Origin of the sequence: Limnohabitans simekii (SeqCode) (genome assembly GCF_965234735.1) — a bacterium.
Lineage (GTDB): Bacteria > Pseudomonadota > Gammaproteobacteria > Burkholderiales > Burkholderiaceae_C > Limnohabitans > Limnohabitans simekii.
Genome location: NZ_OZ248543.1, coordinates 123,053 through 147,866, shown reverse-complemented (window position 1 = coordinate 147,866; position 24,814 = coordinate 123,053). Strand labels below are relative to the sequence as shown.

General features: G+C 52.9%; 17 protein-coding genes, 2 tRNA genes and 3 rRNA genes. 20 read left to right on the top strand and 2 right to left on the bottom strand.

Annotation, left to right across the window (positions count from 1 at the left end; genetic code table 11):
- Positions 1–488: 488 nt before the first annotated feature.
- From AC8GFP_RS09515 to rrf, 5 genes are all read left to right on the top strand, one after another.
- Positions 489–2,019: ribosomal RNA gene (locus tag AC8GFP_RS09515) — 16S ribosomal RNA — on the top strand.
- Positions 2,020–2,115: 96 nt separating this feature from the next.
- A tRNA-Ile gene (locus tag AC8GFP_RS09510) sits at positions 2,116–2,192 on the top strand.
- Between the two features lie 49 nt (positions 2,193–2,241).
- A tRNA-Ala gene (locus AC8GFP_RS09505) sits at positions 2,242–2,317 on the top strand.
- Between the two features lie 318 nt (positions 2,318–2,635).
- A 23S ribosomal RNA gene (locus AC8GFP_RS09500) occupies positions 2,636–5,512 on the top strand.
- 116 nt (positions 5,513–5,628) lie between these two features.
- Positions 5,629–5,741, top strand: a 5S ribosomal RNA gene (gene rrf, locus AC8GFP_RS09495).
- The 16S, 23S and 5S rRNA genes sit together here with 2 tRNA genes alongside, the layout of an rRNA operon.
- Positions 5,742–5,869: 128 nt before the next feature.
- Here rrf and AC8GFP_RS09490 read toward each other — a convergent pair.
- Positions 5,870–6,778 carry an MBL fold metallo-hydrolase gene (locus AC8GFP_RS09490; protein ID WP_506612583.1) on the bottom strand — a complete coding sequence of 303 codons (909 nt, stop codon included), beginning with the start codon at positions 6,776–6,778 and terminating at the stop codon, positions 5,870–5,872.
- Positions 6,779–6,849: 71 nt separating this feature from the next.
- Between AC8GFP_RS09490 and AC8GFP_RS09485 the strand changes: the two genes are divergently transcribed.
- The 7 genes from AC8GFP_RS09485 to AC8GFP_RS09455 all read left to right on the top strand — a co-directional run bounded on the left by AC8GFP_RS09485 (position 6,850) and on the right by AC8GFP_RS09455 (position 14,622).
- On the top strand, positions 6,850–7,704 hold the full coding sequence (locus tag AC8GFP_RS09485) for a CorC family transporter (protein WP_506612581.1): 855 nt from the start codon (positions 6,850–6,852) through the stop codon (positions 7,702–7,704).
- A 91-nt stretch (positions 7,705–7,795) separates the two neighbouring features.
- Positions 7,796–9,328 carry an apolipoprotein N-acyltransferase gene (gene lnt, locus AC8GFP_RS09480; RefSeq protein ID WP_506612579.1) on the top strand — a complete coding sequence of 511 codons (1,533 nt, stop codon included), beginning with the start codon at positions 7,796–7,798 and terminating at the stop codon, positions 9,326–9,328.
- 4 nt (positions 9,329–9,332) lie between these two features.
- Positions 9,333–10,238: a glycine--tRNA ligase subunit alpha gene (glyQ, locus tag AC8GFP_RS09475; RefSeq protein ID WP_506612577.1), complete on the top strand. Its 906-nt coding sequence runs from the start codon at positions 9,333–9,335 to the stop codon at positions 10,236–10,238.
- A gap of 2 nt (positions 10,239–10,240) precedes the next feature.
- Positions 10,241–12,415, top strand: a complete 2,175-nt coding sequence (gene glyS / locus AC8GFP_RS09470; protein ID WP_506612575.1) for a glycine--tRNA ligase subunit beta — start codon at positions 10,241–10,243, stop codon at positions 12,413–12,415.
- 4 nt (positions 12,416–12,419) lie between these two features.
- A complete protein-coding gene (gene gmhB, locus AC8GFP_RS09465; RefSeq protein ID WP_506612573.1) occupies positions 12,420–12,992 on the top strand; it encodes a D-glycero-beta-D-manno-heptose 1,7-bisphosphate 7-phosphatase in 573 nt (190 codons plus the stop codon).
- Complete coding sequence (locus tag AC8GFP_RS09460; RefSeq protein ID WP_506612571.1) at positions 12,992–13,738, top strand: lysophospholipid acyltransferase family protein; 747 nt, start codon at positions 12,992–12,994, stop codon at positions 13,736–13,738. The genes gmhB and AC8GFP_RS09460 overlap by 1 nt, the downstream gene beginning before the upstream one ends.
- Positions 13,735–14,622 carry a M48 family metallopeptidase gene (locus AC8GFP_RS09455; protein WP_506612570.1) on the top strand — a complete coding sequence of 296 codons (888 nt, stop codon included), beginning with the start codon at positions 13,735–13,737 and terminating at the stop codon, positions 14,620–14,622. The genes AC8GFP_RS09460 and AC8GFP_RS09455 overlap by 4 nt, the downstream gene beginning before the upstream one ends.
- Here AC8GFP_RS09455 and AC8GFP_RS09450 read toward each other — a convergent pair.
- Positions 14,591–15,664, bottom strand: a complete 1,074-nt coding sequence (locus AC8GFP_RS09450; RefSeq protein ID WP_506612964.1) for an MBL fold metallo-hydrolase — start codon at positions 15,662–15,664, stop codon at positions 14,591–14,593. The two genes, AC8GFP_RS09455 and AC8GFP_RS09450, sit on opposite strands and share 32 nt — an antisense overlap.
- Before the next feature lie 61 nt (positions 15,665–15,725).
- Here AC8GFP_RS09450 and AC8GFP_RS09445 point away from each other — a divergent pair, with 61 nt between their 5' ends.
- The 8 genes from AC8GFP_RS09445 to AC8GFP_RS09410 are packed head-to-tail and all read left to right on the top strand — an operon-like array spanning position 15,726 to position 24,813.
- On the top strand, positions 15,726–16,124 hold the full coding sequence (locus AC8GFP_RS09445; protein WP_506612568.1) for a MerR family transcriptional regulator: 399 nt from the start codon (positions 15,726–15,728) through the stop codon (positions 16,122–16,124).
- Between the two features lie 3 nt (positions 16,125–16,127).
- A complete protein-coding gene (gene can / locus AC8GFP_RS09440) occupies positions 16,128–16,781 on the top strand; it encodes a carbonate dehydratase (protein ID WP_506612566.1) in 654 nt (217 codons plus the stop codon).
- A gap of 14 nt (positions 16,782–16,795) precedes the next feature.
- A complete protein-coding gene (gene aceK / locus AC8GFP_RS09435; RefSeq protein ID WP_506612564.1) occupies positions 16,796–18,610 on the top strand; it encodes a bifunctional isocitrate dehydrogenase kinase/phosphatase in 1,815 nt (604 codons plus the stop codon).
- A gap of 14 nt (positions 18,611–18,624) precedes the next feature.
- A complete protein-coding gene (locus AC8GFP_RS09430; protein ID WP_506612562.1) occupies positions 18,625–19,806 on the top strand; it encodes an acetyl-CoA C-acyltransferase in 1,182 nt (393 codons plus the stop codon).
- Between the two features lie 4 nt (positions 19,807–19,810).
- Positions 19,811–21,418 carry a carboxyl transferase domain-containing protein gene (locus AC8GFP_RS09425; protein WP_506612560.1) on the top strand — a complete coding sequence of 536 codons (1,608 nt, stop codon included), beginning with the start codon at positions 19,811–19,813 and terminating at the stop codon, positions 21,416–21,418.
- Between the two features lie 16 nt (positions 21,419–21,434).
- Positions 21,435–22,568, top strand: a complete 1,134-nt coding sequence (locus AC8GFP_RS09420; protein ID WP_506612558.1) for an acyl-CoA dehydrogenase family protein — start codon at positions 21,435–21,437, stop codon at positions 22,566–22,568.
- A 2-nt stretch (positions 22,569–22,570) separates the two neighbouring features.
- Positions 22,571–24,574: an acetyl/propionyl/methylcrotonyl-CoA carboxylase subunit alpha gene (locus AC8GFP_RS09415; RefSeq protein ID WP_506612556.1), complete on the top strand. Its 2,004-nt coding sequence runs from the start codon at positions 22,571–22,573 to the stop codon at positions 24,572–24,574.
- Positions 24,571–24,813: a DUF1289 domain-containing protein gene (locus AC8GFP_RS09410; protein WP_506612554.1), complete on the top strand. Its 243-nt coding sequence runs from the start codon at positions 24,571–24,573 to the stop codon at positions 24,811–24,813. Before AC8GFP_RS09415 ends, AC8GFP_RS09410 begins: the two co-directional genes overlap by 4 nt.
- The last annotated feature ends 1 nt before the right edge of the window (position 24,814 follow it).

The following is a 24,814-nucleotide window of genomic DNA, read 5'->3' as shown; positions in this document are numbered from 1 at the left end:
GGAAACTGCTCAACCCCCAGCACTACGGACAAAAAATGGCGCCAATCAACTCATGCGAGCAAATATTTCAAAAATATTTCGAGGCCAAAATCTCAATAAAAACAAGGTGTTGCGAGAGATGGAGGGCGTTTCCCTGAAGAGTTTGTAGAGAAAAAACCGGGAGGGGCCAAAAAGTGCGCTATAGTAGCGGGCTCAGCTTTTGAAAACACTCGGAAACGAAGCGAAGCAAAAGCAGGGAAAACCCCAAGGTTTGACAGGTCTTCAAAAACAGTGTTAGACTAGCGGGCTCAGCTGATCGCAGCAGAGCAGGTCGCAAGACCAAAGTTCATTAACAAATTACAGCCGATAAGCGTGGGCGTTTTAAGGCGATTGCCAGGTTCTAGTAACCGAGTCGCAAGACTTAAAACGCTCATGAAGATAGAAGTGAAGTTCACTTCAATTCCGTTTTTAATGAGTGGTCTCGAAAGAGACAAAAAACTATCAAGATCGAACTATAGAGTTTGATCCTGGCTCAGATTGAACGCTGGCGGAATGCTTTACACATGCAAGTCGAACGGCAGCACGGGGGCAACCCTGGTGGCGAGTGGCGAACGGGTGAGTAATATATCGGAACGTGCCCAGTCGTGGGGGATAACGTAGCGAAAGTTACGCTAATACCGCATACGATCTACGGATGAAAGCGGGGGATCGCAAGACCTCGCGCGATTGGAGCGGCCGATATCAGATTAGGTAGTTGGTGGGGTAAAGGCTCACCAAGCCAACGATCTGTAGCTGGTCTGAGAGGACGACCAGCCACACTGGGACTGAGACACGGCCCAGACTCCTACGGGAGGCAGCAGTGGGGAATTTTGGACAATGGGCGCAAGCCTGATCCAGCCATTCCGCGTGCAGGACGAAGGCCTTCGGGTTGTAAACTGCTTTTGTACGGAACGAAAAAGCCTTGGCTAATACCCAGGGTCCATGACGGTACCGTAAGAATAAGCACCGGCTAACTACGTGCCAGCAGCCGCGGTAATACGTAGGGTGCAAGCGTTAATCGGAATTACTGGGCGTAAAGCGTGCGCAGGCGGTTATATAAGACAAATGTGAAATCCCCGGGCTCAACCTGGGAACTGCATATGTGACTGTATAGCTAGAGTGCGGCAGAGGGGGATGGAATTCCGCGTGTAGCAGTGAAATGCGTAGATATGCGGAGGAACACCGATGGCGAAGGCAATCCCCTGGGCCTGCACTGACGCTCATGCACGAAAGCGTGGGGAGCAAACAGGATTAGATACCCTGGTAGTCCACGCCCTAAACGATGTCAACTGGTTGTTGGGTCTTCACTGACTCAGTAACGAAGCTAACGCGTGAAGTTGACCGCCTGGGGAGTACGGCCGCAAGGTTGAAACTCAAAGGAATTGACGGGGACCCGCACAAGCGGTGGATGATGTGGTTTAATTCGATGCAACGCGAAAAACCTTACCCACCTTTGACATGTACGGAAGTTACCAGAGATGGTTTCGTGCTCGAAAGAGAACCGTAACACAGGTGCTGCATGGCTGTCGTCAGCTCGTGTCGTGAGATGTTGGGTTAAGTCCCGCAACGAGCGCAACCCTTGTCATTAGTTGCTACGAAAGGGCACTCTAATGAGACTGCCGGTGACAAACCGGAGGAAGGTGGGGATGACGTCAAGTCCTCATGGCCCTTATAGGTGGGGCTACACACGTCATACAATGGCTGGTACAGAGGGTTGCCAACCCGCGAGGGGGAGCTAATCCCATAAAACCAGTCGTAGTCCGGATCGCAGTCTGCAACTCGACTGCGTGAAGTCGGAATCGCTAGTAATCGCGGATCAGAATGTCGCGGTGAATACGTTCCCGGGTCTTGTACACACCGCCCGTCACACCATGGGAGCGGGTTCTGCCAGAAGTAGTTAGCCTAACCGCAAGGAGGGCGATTACCACGGCAGGGTTCGTGACTGGGGTGAAGTCGTAACAAGGTAGCCGTATCGGAAGGTGCGGCTGGATCACCTCCTTTCTGGAAATACGCAAAAGCTTTGAAACGCTCACACTTATCGGTTGTTGGAAGGTTGCCAGCGATCCTGGTTTTTTGCCAGTTCAATAGCGCCGGCTTGGGTCTGTAGCTCAGTTGGTTAGAGCACTGTGTTGATAACGCAGGGGTCGTTGGTTCGAGACCAACCAGACCCACCATTCTTCTAGCAATTTACAAATCAATATTGTTTGGTTTGTATCGATTACCGGGGGATTAGCTCAGCTGGGAGAGCACCTGCTTTGCAAGCAGGGGGTCGTCGGTTCGATCCCGTCATCCTCCACCAATTCAACATCAAAGCATCTTTAAATCAAGGGTGTTTTGATGTTGATCGATATCTATCGTTCAACTCGGCTGTTCTTTAAAAATTTATAGAGTCGAATCAGCGTTGTTAACGGAAACTGTACATTCGTAAAGGTTTAGTGCAGACCGTGCCGTTAACAACAATTTTTTGATTGCGTCACATGAATATTCAATTTGGTTTGAAATTCAAATGTAATACGAGCGAAAGCTCAAATTACGGCATAACGCGACAGGTGAGAGACCTGTCAAAGAAGTCCTTGTAGATAACGCTGGTGTTTCGAAAGAAATATCAAAGTTATAGGGTCAAGTGACTAAGAGCATGTGGTGGATGCCTTGGCAATGATAGGCGACGAAAGACGTGATAGCCTGCGATAAGCTTCGGGGAGCTGGCAAATAAGCTTTGATCCGGAGATTTCTGAATGGGGAAACCTTACCGAAAGGTAATCCTGCAGTGAATACATAGCTGCTGGAGGCGAACCGGGTGAACTGAAACATCTCAGTAGCTCGAGGAAAAGACATCAACCGAGATTCCGAAAGTAGTGGCGAGCGAAATCGGAGAAGCCTGTTAGTGATAGCACAAGACTTAACGGAACGATTTGGAAAAGTCGACCATAGCGGGTGATAGTCCCGTACGTGAAAAGACCTGTGTGGTACTGAGCTAACGACAAGTAGGGCGGGACACGTGTAATCCTGTCTGAATATGGGGGGACCATCCTCCAAGGCTAAATACTCATCATTGACCGATAGTGAACTAGTACCGTGAGGGAAAGGCGAAAAGAACCCCGGGAGGGGAGTGAAATAGATCCTGAAACCGCATGCTTACAAAAAGTAGGAGCCCGCAAGGGTGACTGCGTACCTTTTGTATAATGGGTCAGCGACTTACATTCAGTGGCAAGGTTAACCGAGTAGGGAAGCCGTAGAGAAATCGAGTCCGAATAGGGCGTTCAGTCGCTGGGTGTAGACCCGAAACCAAGTGATCTATCCATGGCCAGGATGAAGGTGCCGTAACAGGTACTGGAGGTCCGAACCGACTAATGTTGCAAAATTAGCGGATGAGCTGTGGATAGGGGTGAAAGGCTAAACAAACTTGGAAATAGCTGGTTCTCTCCGAAAACTATTTAGGTAGTGCCTCACGTATTACCTTCGGGGGTAGAGCACTGTTTTGGCTAGGGGGTCATGGCGACTTACCAAACCAAGGCAAACTCCGAATACCGAAGAGTACAGCGTGGGAGACAGTGCACCGGGTGCTAACGTCCGGACACAAGAGGGAAACAACCCAGACCGCCAGCTAAGGTCCCTAAAACGGGCTAAGTGGGAAACGAAGTGGGAAGGCTAAAACAGTCAGGATGTTGGCTTAGAAGCAGCCATCATTTAAAGAAAGCGTAATAGCTCACTGATCGAGTCGTCCTGCGCGGAAGATGTAACGGGGCTAAGCCAGTTACCGAAGCTGCGGATTTGCAATTTATTGCAAGTGGTAGGAGAGCGTTCTGTAAGCCTGTGAAGGTGTCTTGTAAAGGATGCTGGAGGTATCAGAAGTGCGAATGCTGACATGAGTAGCGTTAAAGCGGGTGAAAAGCCCGCTCGCCGTAAGCGCAAGGTTTTCTACGCAACGTTCATCGGCGTAGAGTGAGTCGGCCCCTAAGGCGAGGCAGAGATGCGTAGTTGATGGGAAACAGGTCAATATTCCTGTACCGATGTGTAGTGCGATGTGGGGACGGAGAAGGTTAGCTCAGCAGACTGTTGGATGTGTCTGTTCAAGCCTGTAGTCGTGCCTGGTAGGTAAATCCGCCGGGCTTAGATGAGGGGTGATAACGAGGAAGCTTGCTTCCGAAGTGAGTGATACCCTGCTTCCAGGAAAAGCCACTAAGCTTCAGCTACACACGACCGTACCGCAAACCGACACTGGTGCGCGAGATGAGTATTCTAAGGCGCTTGAGAGAACTCTGGAGAAGGAACTCGGCAAATTGACACCGTAACTTCGGAAGAAGGTGTGCCTTTAGTAGGTGAACCATTGACTTGGGGAGCCCAATGAGGTTGCAAAAAATCGGTGGCTGCGACTGTTTATTAAAAACACAGCACTCTGCTAAGACGAAAGTCGACGTATAGGGTGTGACGCCTGCCCGGTGCTGGAAGATTAAATGATGGGGTGCAAGCTCTTGATTGAAGTCCCAGTAAACGGCGGCCGTAACTATAACGGTCCTAAGGTAGCGAAATTCCTTGTCGGGTAAGTTCCGACCTGCACGAATGGCGTAACGATGGCCACACTGTCTCCTCCAGAGACTCAGCGAAGTTGAAATGTTTGTGATGATGCAATCTCCCCGCGGAAAGACGGAAAGACCCCATGAACCTTTACTGTAGCTTTGTATTGGACTTTGAACAGATCTGTGTAGGATAGGTGGGAGGCTTTGAAGCAGGGTCGCTAGATCTTGTGGAGCCAACGTTGAAATACCACCCTGGTGTGTTTGAGGTTCTAACCTAGGTCCGTTATCCGGATCAGGGACAGTGCATGGTAGGCAGTTTGACTGGGGCGGTCTCCTCCCAAAGCGTAACGGAGGAGTTCGAAGGTACGCTAGGTACGGTCGGACATCGTGCTAATAGTGCAATGGCATAAGCGTGCTTAACTGCGAGACTGACAAGTCGAGCAGATACGAAAGTAGGACATAGTGATCCGGTGGTTCTGTATGGAAGGGCCATCGCTCAACGGATAAAAGGTACTCTGGGGATAACAGGCTGATACCGCCCAAGAGTTCATATCGACGGCGGTGTTTGGCACCTCGATGTCGGCTCATCTCATCCTGGGGCTGTAGCCGGTCCCAAGGGTATGGCTGTTCGCCATTTAAAGAGGTACGTGAGCTGGGTTTAAAACGTCGTGAGACAGTTTGGTCCCTATCTTCCGTGGGCGCTGCAGATTTGAGGAAGCCTGCTCCTAGTACGAGAGGACCGGAGTGGACACACCTCTGGTGTATCGGTTGTCACGCCAGTGGCATTGCCGAGTAGCTAAGTGTGGAAGAGATAACCGCTGAAAGCATCTAAGCGGGAAACTCGTTTCAAGATGAGATCTGCCGGGGCCTTGAGCCCCCTAAAGAGTCGTTCAAGACCAGGACGTTGATAGGTCAGGTGTGGAAGCGCAGTAATGCGTTAAGCTAACTGATACTAATTGCTCGTGCGGCTTGACCCTATAACTTTGATACAGCAATGTTCAAGGTTGTTATGCCAAGTGACGCATTCAAAATAAAAGCTGATTCGCTCTATAAATTACTTGTCCTGACCTTGTCACGACGAGAACAAGTTATGCCTGATGACCATAGCGACGTGGTACCACTCCTTCCCATCCCGAACAGGACAGTGAAACGCGTCAGCGCCGATGATAGTGCGGATCCCCGTGTGAAAGTAGGACATTGTCAGGCTATTACAGCCTCAGAAAGCCCAACTCAAAAGAGTTGGGCTTTTTGTTTTGTAGAGAGGTTTTAGATTAAATAGAACTTAGTCGTGTAAATAAATAGAACACCAAGACCAGAACGAGCAACTAAATGGCTTATTGATTCTGAAATGTGTCTTGTGAAATCACCATGGCGCCTCGTGAAGACAACTCGAGAAATAATTCTTGAAGCCAAGTCTTTATTTCTTGATGTGAAAAAAAGTGATGGTGAATCAATATCAACAATGGCGAACTTAAACACCAAGCCGTGAAATCACTGACAGAAACTGTTTGCAGCTCCATCATTTTAAATTTGATCAATACTTTGGCCGAATAGGTTGCGTGCATCAGGGGAGATGCACTGTAGGCAGCAAGTTTTCGGCGACCATCGGATAAAGCCTTGCTGCAATCAGTAAAGACAGGACCGTGTCCCGGGATGATCAATTTTGGCTTCAGTGATTCAATCAAATCATAGGTTTTTGCAACATTTTCAAATCCAACGCCGCCTAAAAATTCCGGAAAGATGACACCCAGACCCCTCTCCCATAATGCATCAGCTGAAATCAATATGCCAAAGTGAGGTTCAAAAAAAATAAGGGAATCATTGTCATGACCTGGAGAAGAAAATACTTGCCATTCGGTGTGGCAAATCCTCAAGACTGCATCTGTCTGTAAAGACATGGTGGGTGTGAATCGAGGACAAGATTGACCTGTAGCATCGTAGGTGAGTGACGAATCAGACCAATCAAGAGCATCTTTAAATTGTGTACCTGGAACATGGATATGGAGATGCTCGAAATTCGTTTGAAGCGCGTGGTTTCCGCCACAATGGTCGCTGTGCAAATGTGTGTTGATGACTGCATCAAGGGGTTGCGTGTTCAAAGAAAGCTGAAGCAGTGCCAACAACTGACTGGCATGGGTAACATATCCCGAATCAAATAACACGGCTTGTTCCGTGTCGTGAATCAGCAGAGAATTTGAAGAGAGCCAGCCACGCTCAAAAAAACGAAAACCCGATGGCAACATGACGGTTAAAATGATGATGGCTGAGAAAACAGATGTTATGTCTAATCATAAGTTTATATTGAAAAAAACACGTGCCTGAACCTGCAAAACCTAAAAGCAAAACTTCTGTACATGGACGATGGTTCAAGACCATTCAAAATATTTTTGCAGGGCTACAGTCCAAAGAAGAATTGATAGAGCTGATTGAAACAGCAGAAAACGGTCAAATCATTGGGCATGAAAGTCGAGTCATGCTTGAAGGTGTCCTCAACATCAGCGACATGTGTGCTGGGGACATCATGGTGCCAGCACCTCGAATGGATATGCTCGATATAGCAATGAGCATGGATCAATTGCTTGAAAAAGTAATTCAAATCGGCCATTCTCGATACCCTGTTTATGAAAATGACAAGGACAACATTCTGGGCGTGTTGATGGCCAAGGATTTGCTTAAGTTGCAACGAGCACCTGAATTGAACATCAAAATACTTTTAAGAACAGCTGTATTTGTTCCTGAAAGTAAAAATTTGACAGATTTACTGAGAGACTTCAAGCGCAACAGAAATCACATGGCGATGGTGATTGATGAGTTTGGTCGAATTGCAGGCCTTGTGACATTTGAAGATGTACTGGAAGAAATTGTTGGTGAGATAGAGGATGAATTTGACACCGAAACCGATCAAGGCGATATATACAGCTTGGTTGACAAGAGTTTCAGGGTGGCTGGTCACACGCCAATAGAAAAAATAAACGAGGCATTCGCAATCAATCTACCAAGCCAGGTCGATGAAGAAAGTTTCGACACGATAGGCGGGTTGATTGCACATGAAATGGGACATGTGCCTCAGAGAGGCGAATACAAAGACATGTCAGGGTTAAGGTTCGAGGTCATGCACAGTAAAGCGGGTGTTGTTAAATGGTATCGCGTCAAAAAATCAGGCATGTAGGCGTGATTGTTAAAAAGCAAAATATCTCAATGTATGCAAAGCTTTTGAGCGAGAGTTTAGGTTGCCTTGAAGACTCATCAGGAATTTGAAGTTGCATGAAAAGATACGATTTCTAAGTTGGGCCATAGGACTAGGCCTCTTTCAGGCTGTCGCATTGAGTGCGTTATTCAATGATGCATACTCTGCAGCCTTGCAAATCGTTGGAATGGCTTTCGCCATCAGGGTGTTGAATCAGAGCACAGCCAAATTTCAATTTGCTTGGTTGTACAGCACCTCTTGGTTGATCGGCAGTGTTTGGTGGCTGCATATTGCATTGCACGAGCACGGCAATCTACCAGCAATCATTTCAATAGCGGCTATTCTTTTATTGTGTAGCGGGTTGGCGCTTTATTACGTGGTTGCACTGATCATCTATGCCAAATACCAAGATGTCTTGAGACCAGGGCAAAAAGCATTGTTGTTGGCAGCCTGCTGGACCATGGCGGAGATGGCACGTGCTCAGTGGTTCACTGGATTTCCATGGGCGGCTGTTGGTTATGCGCAAATCAACAGTTATCTGTCCATGGCGGCGCCTTGGGTCGGTGTTTATGGGATTGGATTTGTGGCTGTCTTTTTGGCCGCGTATCTGGTCGAATTCACCCTGAAAAGTCCTCGTCGAAAAATCATTGCTGCAATGCTGGTCATGACTTTGATGATACCAATTCATCGCCAAACCGAGCATGAAAAAACAAACGTCAGCGTGGCCTTGTTGCAAGGCAACATACCGCAGAACCTGAAATTCAACAGTGGTCGTGAACTAGCCCTGCAATGGTACAAAGAGCAAAGTTTGAATAGCCAAGCACAGATCACGGTTTTGCCAGAAACAGCACTGCCTTATTTGCAAAAAGATTTACCTGAAAATTATTGGCAAACTCTTCAGCGGAAATTTACCGGATCTCAGCAAATCGCCATCATGGGCATGCTAACGCGCAATGATGCAGGCTATGCCAACTCAGCCGTGGCAATTGGGCTTCAAACAACGCCTTACATCTATAACAAATTCCACTTGGTGCCTTTCGGTGAATTCACGCCTTATATGTTCAAGTGGTTCACGCAAATGATGTCTTTAGGCATGACAGACTTTACGCGTGGTTCAGCCGCCGCCGCTCCCTTTGATTGGCAGCAACACAAGATTTCTGTGAATATTTGCTACGAGGATGTCTTTGGTGAAGAACTTGCCAAAAGATTTGTGCAAGGACGCGAAAATGTGCCAAGTATCTTGGTGAACATCAGCAACATCGATTGGTTTGGTGACACGGTGGTGATTCCTCAGCATTTGAATATTGCCCGCATGCGCAGTTTGGAGTTCGATCGACCTAGTATTCGTGCCACCAATTCAGGGGGTACTGCCATCATCAATGCGCAGGGTGAAATCACCCACCAATTAGAGCCGTTCACCCGAGGTGTCTTGACGGGCGAGGTGGCCAGCATCGACAAAGCGATCACGCCTTTTGCTTATTGGGCAGGGCATTGGGGTTTGAAGCCCTTGTGGTTGCTGTGCTTGGCCCTGTTGGCATGGCTGATTCGACAATCTAAAAAGAATCAAAAAGCCAATGAATTGTTAGCAGCCGCAAACGTAAAATGAAAAAATGCTGACCTTCCAACAAATCATTCTGCAGTTGCAAAATTACTGGGCTCAACAAGGTTGTGCCCTGCTTCAACCCATTGACATGGAAGTAGGGGCAGGCACTTCGCACACGGCGACTTTTTTACGAGCTCTTGGCCCAGAACCATGGAAGGCCGCTTATGTGCAACCCAGCCGTCGTCCTAAAGATGGCCGCTATGGCGAGAACCCCAACCGCTTGCAGCACTACTATCAATACCAAGTTGTGTTGAAACCTGCGCCCAGCAATATATTGGACTTGTACCTGGGCTCGCTCGAGGCGTTGGGTTTTGATTTGAAGAAAAACGACATCCGATTTGTGGAAGACGATTGGGAGAACCCCACCTTGGGCGCCTGGGGCCTGGGCTGGGAAGTTTGGCTCAATGGCATGGAAGTCACCCAGTTCACTTATTTCCAGCAGGTCGGCGGTATTGACTGCCAACCCATCACCGGCGAAATCACCTATGGCCTCGAACGATTGGCCATGTACTTGCAAGGCGTGGACAACGTTTACAACCTCACTTGGACTGATGGTCTGAGTTATGGCGATGTCTACAAGCAAAACGAGGTAGAGCAGTCCACCTACAACTTCGAGCACAGCGACGCTGACTTTTTGTTCACCGCGTTTGCAGCTCATGAAAAGCAAGCCCAGCATTTGATGGCGCAGCAGCTGGCCTTGCCGGCTTACGAGCAAGTCCTGAAAGCGGCCCATACTTTCAACCTGTTGGACGCACGTGGTGCCATCAGCGTCACCGAACGAGCAGCCTATATTGGTCGCATCCGCAACCTGGCGCGTGCTGTGGCGCAAAGTTATTACGACAGCCGTGAGCGCTTGGGCTTTCCCATGGCACCGCGTGAATGGGTGGCCCAGATGCCCCAGAAAGCGGCTTGACCATGCGCACTGATGCCCTCTTGATTGAACTCTTCGTTGAAGAGTTGCCGCCCAAGGCGCTGAACAAACTTGGCAATGCATTTGCCGAAGGCTTGATGGCCTGTTTGAAAGCACAAGGCTTGACCGGCGAAGACGCCGTGGTGACAGCTTATGCGTCACCACGCCGATTGGCCGCCCACATATCCCAAGTGAAAAGCGAAGCAGCTGACAAACAAGTCCAGCAAAAACTCATGCCGGTCAGTGTGGGTCTGAACGCCGAAGGACAAGCCACCCCAGCCCTGTTGAAAAAATTGCAAGGTTTGGGGCTGGGTCCTGACGCTGTGGCTCAACTCAAACGCGCACCAGATGGCAAAGCAGAGGCGCTGTTCTATGACAGCCTGGTCAAAGGTGTGCACCTCACTACCGGTGTCCAAGCCGCCTTGGATGACACCATCGCCAAGTTGCCCATTCCTAAAGTGATGAGCTACCAGTTGGAAGCCGATTGCGAACTGCCGGGTTGGAGCAGTGTGAAATTTGTGCGACCTGCCCACAGCTTGGTGGTGATGCATGGCAGCCAAGTCCTGGGCGTCAAAGCCTTGGGCTTGACGGCGGGTAACAGCACTCAAGGGCATCGATTTGAGGCCAAGCTGGACAAGGTGGTGTTCCAACATGCCAATGACTACGCCGAACGTTTGGCCCAGGACGGCGCGGTGATTGCCAACTGCGAAGAACGCAGCCGCGACATGATTCGCCAGCTGCGTGCCAAGGCCAATCAATGTCATGCCGAGTTGGAAGTGGTCCATGGACTGCAAGGCTTGAATGACACGGAGGTAGAAAACCGCTTGCTTGAGAACGCCTTGGTGCAGGAAGTGACGGCCTTGGTGGAGCGCCCCAATGTCTTGGTGTGCAGTTTTGAAAAAGAGTTCCTCGACGTGCCGCAAGAATGCCTGATCCTCACGATGAAGGCGAACCAAAAATACTTTCCGCTGCTTGATGCTTCTGGCAAATTGACCAACCAGTTTTTGGTGGTCAGCAATATTTCGCCAGATGACGCATCAGCCGTGATTGGCGGCAACGAGCGGGTGGTGCGCCCGCGTTTGGCCGATGCGAAATTTTTCTATGACCAAGACCGTAAAAAAACGCTCGCTTCGCGTGTGGAAGGTTTGGGTAAGGTGGTTTATCACAACAAATTAGGCACCCAAGGCGAACGCGCCGAGCGTGTCCGTGCCATCGCCAAAAGCTTGGCCGACCTGCTGCCCCAAGCCCAAGACCAAGGTTTTTTGCACGCTGTGGACACAGTGGCTCAGTTGGCCAAAACCGATTTATTGACCGACATGGTGGGTGAGTTCCCAGAATTGCAAGGCATCATGGGCGCTTACTATGCCCGCCACGATGGTTTGCCCGAAGAAGTCGCCCAAGCCATTGAAGACCATTACAAACCACGCTTTGCGGGCGATGAGTTGCCACGCAACATCATTGGCGTGGTGGTGGCCTTGGCCGACAAACTCGAAACCCTGGTGGGCATGTTTGGCATTGGCAACCTGCCTACCGGCGACCGTGATCCTTTCGCATTGCGCCGCCACGCTCTCGGTGTGGTACGGATGTTGAGCGCTGGCCAAGTGCGCCTGGATTTGAAGCAAGTCATTCAGTTGTCGGTGGCGGTATTTGGTTCGCGCATCGCCGACCCAAGTGTGGCCTTGTTGGATTTCATTCACGACCGTTTGTCCGGCAGTTTGCGCGAGCAAGGCTTCAGCGCTCAAGAGGTTGAAGCCGTTTTGGCTTTGCGCCCTGGTCACTTGGATGAGGTACATCCACGCTTGGAAGCGGTGCGTCAATTCGCCGCTTTGCCTGAAAGCCAAGCCTTGGCAGCGGCCAACAAACGCATTGCCAACATCTTGAAAAAAGCACCAGAAGTGGATGCGCATGTGAACGAAGCCTTGTTGCAAGAAGACGCAGAAAAGGCCTTGTATGCCGCCATGCAAAAGATCGCCCCGCAAGCCTTGGCGCAGTTTGATGCTGGTAACTACACCGCTTCGTTACAGAGCCTGGCCGCTTTGCGTGCACCGGTGGATGCGTTTTTTGACGATGTGATGGTGAACGCCGAGGCCATGGACTTGCGCTTGAACCGCCAAGGCTTGCTCAAGAGCTTGAACCTGGCGATGAACCGCGTGGCGGATTTGTCTTGCTTGGCGGCCTGATGCCATGAACAGCAAACTCATCATCCTTGACCGTGACGGCACGATCAACCACGACAGTGACGACTATGTGAAATCACCGGACGAGTGGAAAGCCTTGCCCGGTGCCATAGATGCCATCGCCCGCTTGAACCATGCGGGATGGCACACGGTGATTGCCACCAACCAGTCGGGCTTGGGGCGTGGTTTGTTTGACGTGGCCACTCTGAACCAGATCCACGACAAACTGAACAAGGTTTTGGCCAAAGCCGGCGGACGGGTGGATGCGATTTTTTACTGCCCGCATACTCCCGATGACCATTGCCAATGCCGCAAACCCCTGTCGGGTTTGTTCGAGCAAATTGGCGACCGATTTGGTGTGGATTTGCCTGACGTGCATGCGGTGGGGGACACCTTGCGGGATGCACAAGCGGCGGCAGCTGTCGGTTGCCAAACCCATTTGGTGCGCACTGGCAAAAGCGAGGGTTTGATCGACAATGCATTGCCCGAACATTTCCCAGCAGGCACCCATGTGCATGCCGATTTGAATGCCTTTGCCGATTGGCTGCTCAACACCGAAACCTCTGCGGGTGTGCACTGATGGCTGCATTGCGGTCGGTGTTGCATTTGTTGTGGATGCTGGTCACCGTGGTGCCCGTGGCCATTTATTTGCTCACGGCAGCTTTGCTCGGCGTGAAGGGTCATCGTCTATACCGAATGGCCCGGTTTTGGTTGTGGCTGTCCATCGCTGGGGCCAAACATATTTTGGGCATCCGCTATGTCGTCGAAGGCGAAGAACATTTGCCCACCGAGAACAAGCCCGCGGTCTTGTTGGTCAAGCACCAGTCCACCTATGAAACTTTTTTGATGCCGGTCATCATGCCGCGCGACCTGGCCTATGTGTTCAAAAAAGAATTGCTTTATGTGCCGTTTTTTGGTTGGGCGATTGGTCGCTTGGACATGATCCACATCGACCGCAGCCTGCGCAAGCAAGCCTTTCACAAAGTGGCGCAGCAAGGTCGTGATTTGTTGCAGCGTGGTGTTTGGGTCATCATGTTCCCAGAAGGCACCCGGATTCCGCGCGGTCAAGCCGGTCAGTACAAATCAGGCGGTACACGCTTGGCCATCGACGCTGGTGTGCCGGTGGTGCCGATTGCGGTCAATTCAGCTGTGTGTTGGCCACGCAAAGCCTTTGTCAAACATCCTGGGGTGGTTACTGTGTCCATTGGCCCGCCGATTGAAAGCCTGGGTCGTGAGCCTGAAGAATTGATGCAGCAAGTCGAGCAATGGATCGAAACCGAGATGCACCGCTTGGACCCCGATGCTTACCGCGCAGGGTCCAGATGAAAGGCTTTGTGCAACTCGCCTTGGATTGGCTCGACCCCAAACCCACGAGCTTGCCCCCACTGGCGTTGGAGGACCACAAACCGGTTCTGCCTTTGTCGGAGGTGATGACTGCGGCGCATTTTGAGCATCCCCGTGCCAACCGTTCTATTCATTTGGGCGACAGCTCCGTGGCTTACTGTTTAAAACGCGGCAAGCGCAGCACGATCGGCATGTCGGTTGGCCCCGATGGCTTGGATGTGCGGGCGCCGCGCTGGGTCAGTGTTGGCGCGGTCGAGGCCGTGTTGCTGGAAAAGGCCGAATGGATTGTGCGCAAGTTGCAAGAGATGCAAGAGCGCCAACAGCAAATGCAGTCCACCATCATCCAATGGCGCGATGGTGCGGTGTTGCCCTTCTTGGGCGCTGATGTGGTGTTGCGTTTCGATGCCAGCCATGCATTCAGCAACCGAGGTGCGGCCTTGCGTATGGATACCGATGCGCAAACCGGTTTGACACAAGCAGTGTTGCATGTCGCAGTGGCGCAGACGGCCAGTCAGCCGCAAATCCGCGATGCGGTGCAGGCTTGGTTGATGCTTCAAGCCAAAGAAAACTTCACGCAACGCCTGAACCAGTTTGCGCCCAGTTTGGGTGTGACGTGGAAAAAACTCTCGCTCAGCAATGCCAACACCCGCTGGGGCACAGCCAGTGCCGATGGTTCCATACGCTTGAACTGGCGCTTGATTCATTTCAAGCAAGACATCATCGACTATGTGGTGGTGCACGAGTTGAGCCATTTGCGGGTGATGAACCACAGTCCGCTGTTTTGGGACACGGTACGCACCGTCGTGCCCGACTATGCAAAGCGGCGTGCGCAACTCAAGGACGAATTGTTGCCACGCTGGGCTTGAAGCTGTAGACCCCATCAGGCCGAAGCTGCCTGGTCAGGTCGCCCGCAAACCACAAGCAATGCAAATGCGCCAAGGACTCGCCCAGGGCAAAGGTGATTTGGTGCGCGTCCATCTCGCGTTTGAACAACACCGGCAGCACATCATTGGCGGTCAAGCCCGTCGGTGGACACGCGCTCATGATGTCCTCCAGCCGTTCAGCATGGTGGTGTTTGAGTTGGGTGATGCGTTGATGCAATCCAGTGAAGGGCTTGCCATGCGAGGGCAAGACCAAGCAATCAGCGGGCAGGTGGGCGAACTTGTTCAATGAATCCAAAAACATTTGCAAGGGATTGGCTTCTGGCTCGCTGTCGTACACGCTGATGTTGCTGGAGATGCGCGGCAAGACCATGTCGCCACTGATCAAGGTGTTGATCGATGGGCAGTGCAAGGCGATGTGCTCTGGCGCGTGGCCATAGCCACTGATGCAGTGCCAAGTCCTGCCGCCAATGTGCAACTTCAAGCCGTCGTACAAGCGCACAAATTGGCGAGGCAAAGCTGGCACCATGTGGCCGAATTGCAAGGTGCGGTCTCGCAGTGCGTCATGTACTGATTCATCTTCCAGGCCATGCGACTTGAAAAACCCAATGGCTTGTTGGCCGTCGTGCGTGGGCATGATGGCGATCAAATTTTTAGCGGTGTGGTAGTCGGTGGCACTGATCCACAAAGGCACTTGCCAATGGGCGCAGAGCCAATGGGCCAAGCCCAGGTGATCAGGGTGCATGTGGGTGACCACCACGCGCAATACGGGCAAGCCTTGCAAACTGCTGGCGAACACCTCGGCCCACTGACTTCGGGCTTGCGGGTTGTCCAAACAGCAATCGACAATGGTCCAGTCCTCAACGCCATCAATGCGGTCCTTCAGCAACCACAGGTTGATGTGGTCCAAGGCAAAGGGCAGGGCCATGCGTATCCAGTGCACCTCTTCGGCAACTTCCAGGGCTTGACCCACCGTGACTAGGGTATTCCCTAGGGGGTAGTGCAGTTCTTGTTCGAGGAGGTTCATGGACATGATTTTGCTTGATAATTAACGTTTACGTAAACGTCAACTTGACTACACTGTCCACATGGCGACCCAATTCACGATCCGCGACCTCGCCAAAGAGTTCGATCTCACCACCCGCGCCATTCGTTTTTACGAGGACATGGGCCTGCTGCGCCCGGAGCGCCATGGGCCCGGTGGGCGCAACCGGATCTACAGTGCGCGTGAACGGGCCAGGTTGCGCCTGACCTTGCGAGCCAAGCGATTGGGCTTGTCTTTGACCGAGGCCAAGGACATCATCGACATGTATGACAGCCCACGTGACACCGTGCCGCAGTTGCAAAAATTCATCACGGTGCTCACCGAACATCGCAAGCAATTGGAATTGCAAATGCAAGAAATCCAAGCCAATTTAGACGAAGTGAAACAACACGAACGCGAGGCCAGGCAACTGATGGTCAAGCACGTTCAGAGAAAAGATTGATACATGAGCAACAATTTGACAGCCTTGTTTGAAAATAACCGGTCTTGGGCGCAGCGGATGGTTCAAGAGCGACCCGGATTTTTTGAGAAATTAGCCCGCCAGCAATCGCCCAAATATTTATGGATTGGTTGCTCGGACAGTCGCGTACCGGCCAACGAAATCATTGGCTTGGACCCTGGCGAGGTGTTTGTCCATCGCAACGTGGCCAACGTGGTGGTGCACTCGGATTTGAATGCCTTGTCGGTCATTCAATACGCCGTCGACGCTCTCAAGGTTGAGCACATCATGGTGGTGGGGCATTACGGCTGTGGTGGTGTGTTGGCTGCGGCACGTGGCACCCGAATCGGCTTGGCCGACAACTGGTTGCGCCATGTGTCTGACGTGCATTTGCGGCATCGCCAACGGTTGAACCATTTGCCTCAGCTCGAGATGGAAGCCGTGCTGTGCGAGATGAACGTGATTGAACAAGTGGGTAACGTGGCTTTGTCCAATGTGATGCAAGACGCTTGGTCACGCGGTCAAAAAATCAGCGTGCACGGTTGGGTTTATGGCTTGAACGATGGCCTGGTGAAAGACTTGAATGTGACCATGAGCCATTCTGACGAAGTGGTGAATGTGTTTCGCGCCGCCTTCAAACGCTATCCACGCGGCACTTGAACAAGGTCTAAACCATGTTCCCTCAACGACTTGATTCCACCGTGGCCTATGGCATTGCCAAAGCCATGATGGACGGGTTCAACCGCCACTACGAGTTGTTCCGAAGAGAGTCAGCCCAGGCCAAACAACGCTTTGAACAGCAAGACTGGCATGGTCAACAGCGTGCGCAACGAGAGCGGATTGAGTTTTATGACTTGCGTGTCAAGGAGTGCTCAGCTCGCTTGGAAACCGAGTTTCAAGCAGAAAACCAGCCGATGGAAATATGGCAGCAGGTCAAGCTGCATTACATCGGTTTGCTGGTGGATCACTTTCAACCAGAATTGGCCGAAACCTTTTTCAATTCAGTCACCACCAAAATCTTAGACCGCAGTTATTTTCAAAACGAATTTATTTTTGTCAGACCTGCGGTCAGCACCGAGTACATCGAGAACGACGAAGCCGACGCCCAGCCTACCTACAAGGCCTGGTACCCAGCCGGTCAAGACCTGCACATGGTCATCGTCAAGATGATTCAGCACTTCAAATTGGACTGCCCGTTTGAGGACTTGGAGCGTGATGCTGCTGACGTGCTGCGCAATGTGCAAGGTCGCCTGGAAAACACCAAACTGCGAGCGAATTTCCAAGTGCAGGTGTTGTCCAACTTGTTTTTCAGAAACAAGGGTGCCTATATCGTTGGCAAGGTGATCAATGGTTTTCAAGAAATTCCTTTCGCGTTGCCACTCTTGCACAGCCCAAAAGGTCGGTTGGTGATTGACGCCGCTTTGTTTGGCGAAGACGACATGCTGATGCTGTTCAGCTTTGCCCGTGCGTACTTCTTGGTGGACATGGACATTCCGTCGGCTTATGTGCAGTTTCTGCGCAGCATGATGCCGCGCAAGCCACGAGCGGAAATCTACAACGCTCTTGGATTGGCCAAGCAAGGAAAAACCTTGTTCTACCGGGACTTGCTCTACCACCAACGCCACAGCACCGACAAATTTCGCATTGCGCCTGGCATCAAAGGCATGGTGATGTTGGTGTTTGATCAACCCTCGTTTCCTTATGTGTTCAAGGTCATCAAAGACTTTTACCCGCCGCAAAAAGACACGACCCGCGAGCAAATACAGGGCAAGTACTTGTTGGTGAAGCAGCACGACCGGGTGGGTCGCATGGCCGACACCTTGGAGTACAGCAATGTGGCGTTTCCACGTGAGCGCTTTGAAGACGAGCTGATTGCTGAGATTCAAAAATTTGCACCCAGTCAAATTGAAATCAGCGTCCATCCTGATACGGGTCGACAAGAAGTTGTCATCAAGCACGCCTATATAGAGCGACGCATGATCCCATTGAACATCTATTTGCAAGAAGCCTTTGATGCGGGCTTGGACAACCCAAGAGCACAAAGCCAAATGGAGCGGGCCGTGCTGGAGTACGGCAACGCCATCAAAGACTTGGTGGCGGCCAATATTTTTCCGGGCGACATGCTGTGGAAAAACTTTGGTGTGACGCGTCATGGCAAAGTGGTGTTTTATGACTATGACGAGATTGAATACATCACCGACTGCAATTTCCGCAAGGTGCCCGCACCCCGCAACGAAGAAGACGAAATGTCGGGCGAGATTTGGTACCACGTGGGGCCGCGCGACGTATTTCCTGAGACATTTGGCCCCTTCCTACTGGGCAATCCAGCTGTGCGATCGGTCTTCATGAAGCACCACAGCGACTTGCTGGACGCAAGTTTCTGGCAAGGTCACAAAGAGAAAATCAGCCAAGGACATGTCCACGATGTGTTCCCCTATGAGGCTGATAAACGCTTTGCCGTTCAACGCCTTACCTATTCCCCCGATTGATAAAGGAGACAGAGATGTCAGATGCCATCGTGATCGTCAGTGCCGCCCGGACCCCCATGGGCAGTTTTCAAGGTGATTTTTCCGCGCTTGCCGCGCACGACTTGGGCGGTGCTGCCATTGCCGCTGCTGTGCAGCGTGCTGGCTTGTCACCTGATGCCATCACCGAGGTGTTGTTTGGCAATTGTTTGATGGCTGGTCAAGGCCAGGCGCCTGCGCGTCAGGCGGCGTTCAAAGGTGGTTTGCCCAAAAGCGCCGGTGCCGTCACCTTGTCCAAGATGTGCGGCTCCGGCATGCGTGCCGCCATGTTTGCGCACGACATCCTGGCTTCGGGCACGCAAGAGGTGTTGATTGCAGGCGGCATGGAAAGCATGACCAACGCGCCTTATCTGATGCTCAAAGGCCGCGGCGGTTACCGCATGGGCCATGACAAAATTTACGACCACATGATGCTTGATGGTTTGGAAGATGCCTACGAAGCGGGTCGTTCGATGGGTACTTTTGGCGAAGACTGCGCTGCCAAATACAACTTCACCCGCGAAGCCCAAGACAAGTTCGCCATGGCCAGCGTAGAGCGTGCCAAGGCCGCTACTGCATCAGGCGCCTTTGCCGCTGAAATCACGCCCGTCTCCGTCAAAGAACGTGCGGGCGACCGTGTGGTCAGCATCGACGAAGGTCCTGGCAAGGTCAAGCTCGACAAAGTCACCAGTTTGCGCCCCGCCTTCAAAAAAGACGGCACCATCACAGCGGCTTCAAGCTCCTCCATCAACGACGGAGCAGCTGCCTTGGTGATGATGCGTGAAAGCACGGCTAAGAAATTAGGCTGTACCCCCTTGGCACGCATTGTGAGCCACGCCACTTTTGCACAAGAGCCCGAGTGGTTCACCACGGCACCTGTGGGCGCCACCCAGCAGGCTTTGGCCCGCGCGGGTTGGAAAGTTGGTGATGTGGATTTGTGGGAAGTCAACGAAGCCTTCGCTGTTGTGCCCATGGCCTTGATGCACGAACTCAAAGTGCCCCACGAGATCGTCAACATCAATGGCGGTGCTTGTGCCTTGGGTCACCCCATCGGTGCGTCGGGTGCCCGCATCATCGTCACCCTGATGCATGCCTTGAAAGCCAAGGGGTTGAAAAAAGGCCTGGCCACATTGTGTATTGGTGGCGGCGAAGGCACCGCCATGGCCATTGAAATGATCTAAGCCCATGAGTGTTCTGGCCAGTCAACTTTCCACCCGCTCAGCTGCTTTTCAGGCCAACGCTTTGGCCATGAAGGCCATGGTTGAAGACCTGCGTTTGCAAATCCAGGCCAGTGCGCTGGGCGGCGGAGAGGCGGCCCGCGCCAAACAACTCGCACGCGGCAAATTGCCGCCGCGTGAAAGGGTGGCTTTGTTGCTCGACCCGGGCACCCCATTCTTAGAGTTCAGCCCATTGGCGGCGCACGGCATGTACAACGGCGACGCGCCTTGTGCCGGTGTGATCGCGGGCATTGGCCGCGTCAGTGGGGTCGATTGCGTCATTGTTTGCAATGACGCGACAGTCAAGGGCGGCACTTACTACCCGATGACGGTGAAAAAACATTTGCGGGCGCAAGAAATTGCGCAGCAAAACCAGTTGCCATGCATCTACTTGGTGGACTCTGGCGGGGCCAACCTGCCCAACCAAGACGATGTGTTTCCCGATAAAGAACACTTTGGCCGCATCTTCTACAACCAGGCCAACATGAGCGCCCAGGGGATTGCTCAAATCGCGGTGGTCATGGGCAGCTGCACGGCGGGCGGTGCTTATGTGCCTGCCATGAGCGATGAAACCATCATCGTGAAAAACCAAGGCACCATCTTCTTGGGCGGACCACCTTTGGTGAAAGCTGCGATTGGTGAAGTTGTGTCCGCCGAAGATCTGGGCGGCGGCGATGTGCACACCCGTTTGTCGGGCGTGGCCGACCATTTGGCCGACAACGATGCGCATGCGATTGCTCTGGCGCGTGAAGCGGTGTCGCGCTTGAACCGACAAAAATACATTCAATTGGCGGTGCAAGAAGCCCGTGCGCCGTTGTATGACGTGCAAGAGTTGCATGGCGTGATTCCCACCGACACCCGCAAACCCTATGACGTGCGTGAAATCATTGCGCGGGTGGTGGACGGCTCTGAGCTGCATGAATTCAAACCGCGTTTTGGCAGCTCCTTGGTGTGTGGCTTCGCCCACGTGGAAGGCATGCCTGTGGGCATCATCGCCAACAACGGCGTGCTGTTTTCCGAGTCGGCGCAAAAAGGAGCGCACTTCATCGAATTGTGCTGCCAACGCAAAATCCCCTTGGTGTTTTTGCAAAACATCACCGGCTTCATGGTGGGTCGCAAGTATGAAAACGAGGGCATTGCTCGGCATGGCGCCAAGATGGTGACGGCGGTGGCCAGTGCCCAAGTGCCCAAATTCACCTTCATCATTGGCGGCAGTTATGGCGCGGGCAACTACGGCATGTGTGGCCGCGCTTTCAATCCGCGGTTTTTGTGGATGTGGCCCAACGCCCGTATTTGCGTCATGGGCGGCGAGCAAGCCGCCAGTGTTCTGGCCACGGTGCGCCGTGATGGCATCGAAGCCAAAGGCGGCACCTGGACTGCTGAGGAAGAAGCCCAATTCAAGCAACCTTTGCTCGATCAATTCGCCCACCAATCCCATCCGTATTACGCCAGCGCCCGTTTGTGGGACGACGGCGTGATCGATCCTGCCGACACCCGCCGGGTGCTGGCGCTGGCGCTGTCAGCCTCCTTGAATGCGCCGATTCCCGACACCCGATTCGGTGTCTTCCGTATGTAAATGGAGTCAAGTCACCATGAACCACATCTACCACTTACCCGAACACCAAACCCTGCGCGACCAAATGCAGCGCTTCCTTGAGCGTGAGGTGGAGCCCTATGGCCTGGAATGGGAAAAGAGCGGCAAGGTGCCGCGCGAGGTGTTGAAAAAAATGGGCGATGCCGGCTTTTTTGGCCTGATGTTTGAGAGTGAATATGGCGGTGCTGAAGCTGATGCCCTGACCAATGTGGTGTTCGCCGAGGCCTTGTCGCAATCCACGTTTGCCGGTTTTATCGTCAGCGTGCTGGTGCACACCGACATGGCCAGCCCGCATTTGCACCATGCGGGCACCAAGGCGCAAAAAGCCAAGTACATGCCCAGCATCATTGCAGGCGACACCATTTGTGCGGTTGCCATGACCGAACCAGGCGCGGGCTCCGACTTGGCAGGCATGCGCAGCACCGCGAAAAAAGACGGTGACCACTGGGTGCTCAACGGCACCAAAATTTTCATCACCAATGGCGTGCATGCCAACTTGTATTTTGTGGCTGCCAAAACGGGCCCCGGCAAGCACCAGATGTCGATGTTCATTGTTGAAAAAGGCACGCCTGGTTTCAGCGTTGGCCGCTCTTTGGACAAAACCGGTTGGTTGTGTTCAGACACGGCCGAACTGGTGTTGGACAACGTGCGCTTGGGGCCTGAGGCTTTGCTGGGCGAGCAAGACAAAGGTTTTTACGCCTTGATGAAAAACCTGCAAACCGAACGCATCGCTTTGGCCGCCATGGCGGTTGGCCATTGTCAACAAGCCATCGCGCTGACCCTGGACTATGTGCGGCAACGCCAGGCCTTCGGGAAATCATTGTGGGAGATGCAGCATATTCGCCAACGCATCGCCATGCTGGACGCCAAAACCCGCGCTGCCCGCGAGTTCATGTACCACTGTGCTTGGTCTGTCACGCAAGACCACGACATCGTGCAAGAAGTGTCGATGCTGAAGTCGCTGACCGGTGAATTGGTGAACGAAGTGGTGGGCGGCTGCTTGCAGTTTTGGGGTGGCATGGGCTATATGCGCGAAGCGCCGATCGAGCGCTTGTGGCGGGACGCCCGTGTGCTGGCCATTGGCGGCGGTGCCACGGAGGTCATGTTGGAAGAAGTGGCCAAGCGATACTGAACATGTTCAGCAAAATCCTGATTGCCAACCGGGGCGAAATTGCCTGCCGTGTTGCTGCCACCTCCAAACGGCTGGGTGTGCGCACGGTGGCCGTTTATTCAGATGCGGATGCACAAGCCGCCCATGTGCAGGCCTGTGATGAAGCCGTGCACATTGGCGGCAACGCGCCGCAAGACAGCTATTTGCAATGGCAACGCATCTTGGAAGCTGCGTTGAAAACCGGCGCGCAAGCGATTCACCCGGGCTATGGGTTTTTGAGTGAGAACGCCGACTTCGCCAATGCCTGCGCTCAAGCCGGTCTGGTGTTCATTGGCCCCTCATCTGCGTCAATTCAAGCGATGGGGCTGAAGGCGGCCTCCAAACAACTGATGGAAAAAGCCGGTGTGCCCTTGGTGCCCGGCTACCACGGTGCCGACCAAGACCCCGCCATGCTGGCGCAAGAAGCGCAACGCATTGGCTTTCCGGTGCTGATCAAAGCCAGTGCTGGCGGTGGCGGCAAAGGCATGCGCATCGTGCACCAGGCTGCTGATTTCACCGATGCCTTGGCCTCTTGCCAACGCGAAGCCCGCAACAGCTTTGGTGACGAAGCGGTGCTGATTGAAAAATATGTGCAGCGACCCCGCCATATCGAAATTCAAGTTTTTGGTGACCGCCAAGGCCATTTGATCCATTTGCACGAGCGCGATTGCTCGGTGCAACGTCGGCACCAGAAAGTACTGGAAGAGTCCCCAGCCCCGGGCTTGAGTGACGAACTGCGCGAGCGCATGGGTGCGGCGGCTGTGGCTGCGGCCAAAGCGGTCAACTATGTGGGTGCAGGTACCGTGGAGTTCATCGTCGAGCAGTCTGATCGCGGCATGGATTTTTTCTTCATGGAAATGAACACCCGCTTGCAAGTTGAGCATCCAGTCACTGAAGCGGTGACAGGATTGGACTTGGTGGAGTGGCAATTGCGTATCGCGGCGGGTGAGCCCTTGCCGCTGACGCAAGACCAAGTGAAAGTGCAAGGTCACGCGATTGAAGCGCGTATTTGCGCAGAGTCGCCTGACAACGATTTCTTGCCGGCCACGGGTCACTTGACTGTTTTGCGCAGTGCTGCAGCGCAATGTTTCAGCATCGGTGATGTGCGTTTGGACAGCGGCGTGCGCGAGGGCGACGACATCAGTCCGCATTACGACTCCATGATCGCCAAGCTGATCGTGCACGGCGAGAACCGCGCCCAAGCCTTGACCCGCTTGGACCAAGCCTTGGCGCAGTTGCACATCGTCGGCGTGGCCAACAACGTGGCCTTTGTGCGCCAGGTGTTGCGGTCCAAGTCCTTCGCACAGGCCCAACTCGACACTGCTTTGATCGAGCGCGAGAAGGCCGTTCTTTTCAATCAGCAAAGTTTGCCGACTGCCTTGTTGTTGGCGGCTTCTGTTGCGGCCTTGTTGAAGGCTGAACAAACATTCGCACATGGTTGGCAAGATCCTTGGTCACGCAGCGACAGCTGGTGCCTTCAAGGACTCAACACGCGTCGCTTTGACTTTCAGCATGGCGAAGACAAGCAACAAGCGGTGCTGACCACGCAAAGCCATGGCCCATCCAGATTGGAGATCAATGGACAAATCCACAGCTTGACTGTTGAATGGCATGGCAATGCGTGTCAGTTGCAATGGGGCTCACAGCGTTGGCAAGCGCATGTTTATCGCGCCGAAGACAGCTTCCATGTGTTTGCCGATGCAGGCAGTGGTTGTTTGTTGTGGCAGAACCCTTTGGCCCATGTGGTGCAAAACGCGGCAGCGGGCGGCAATTTGTCCGCGCCCATGCCCGGCAAGTTGCTGTCATTTGCGGTCAAGGTGGGCGACCACGTGACAGCAGGGCAAGCTTTGGCCGTGATGGAAGCCATGAAGATGGAGCACACCGTGGCATCCCCTGCCGCCGGAACCGTGGCGGAGTTGTTGTTTGTGCCCGGCGATCAAGTGACCGAAGGTGCGCCCTTGCTGCGTTTGGAAGTGGCCGCCGCATGATGACGCCATGGCCCAGTTTGCACCAACGCTGGCAACAGGTGCGAGCTGGTGCCGCTAACGAGCCTTGCGCATCGCCGTGCATGTCGGTCTGCATCATGAAAACCGACGCTGACGAGTGCTGGGGCTGTCTGCGCAGCTTGGAAGAGATTGCGAACTGGTCGGTGTATTCACCAATCGAGCAACACATCGTGTGGCAACGCATTGGCGCACAGATTGATCAACACAGCGCTGGGGTTTGAA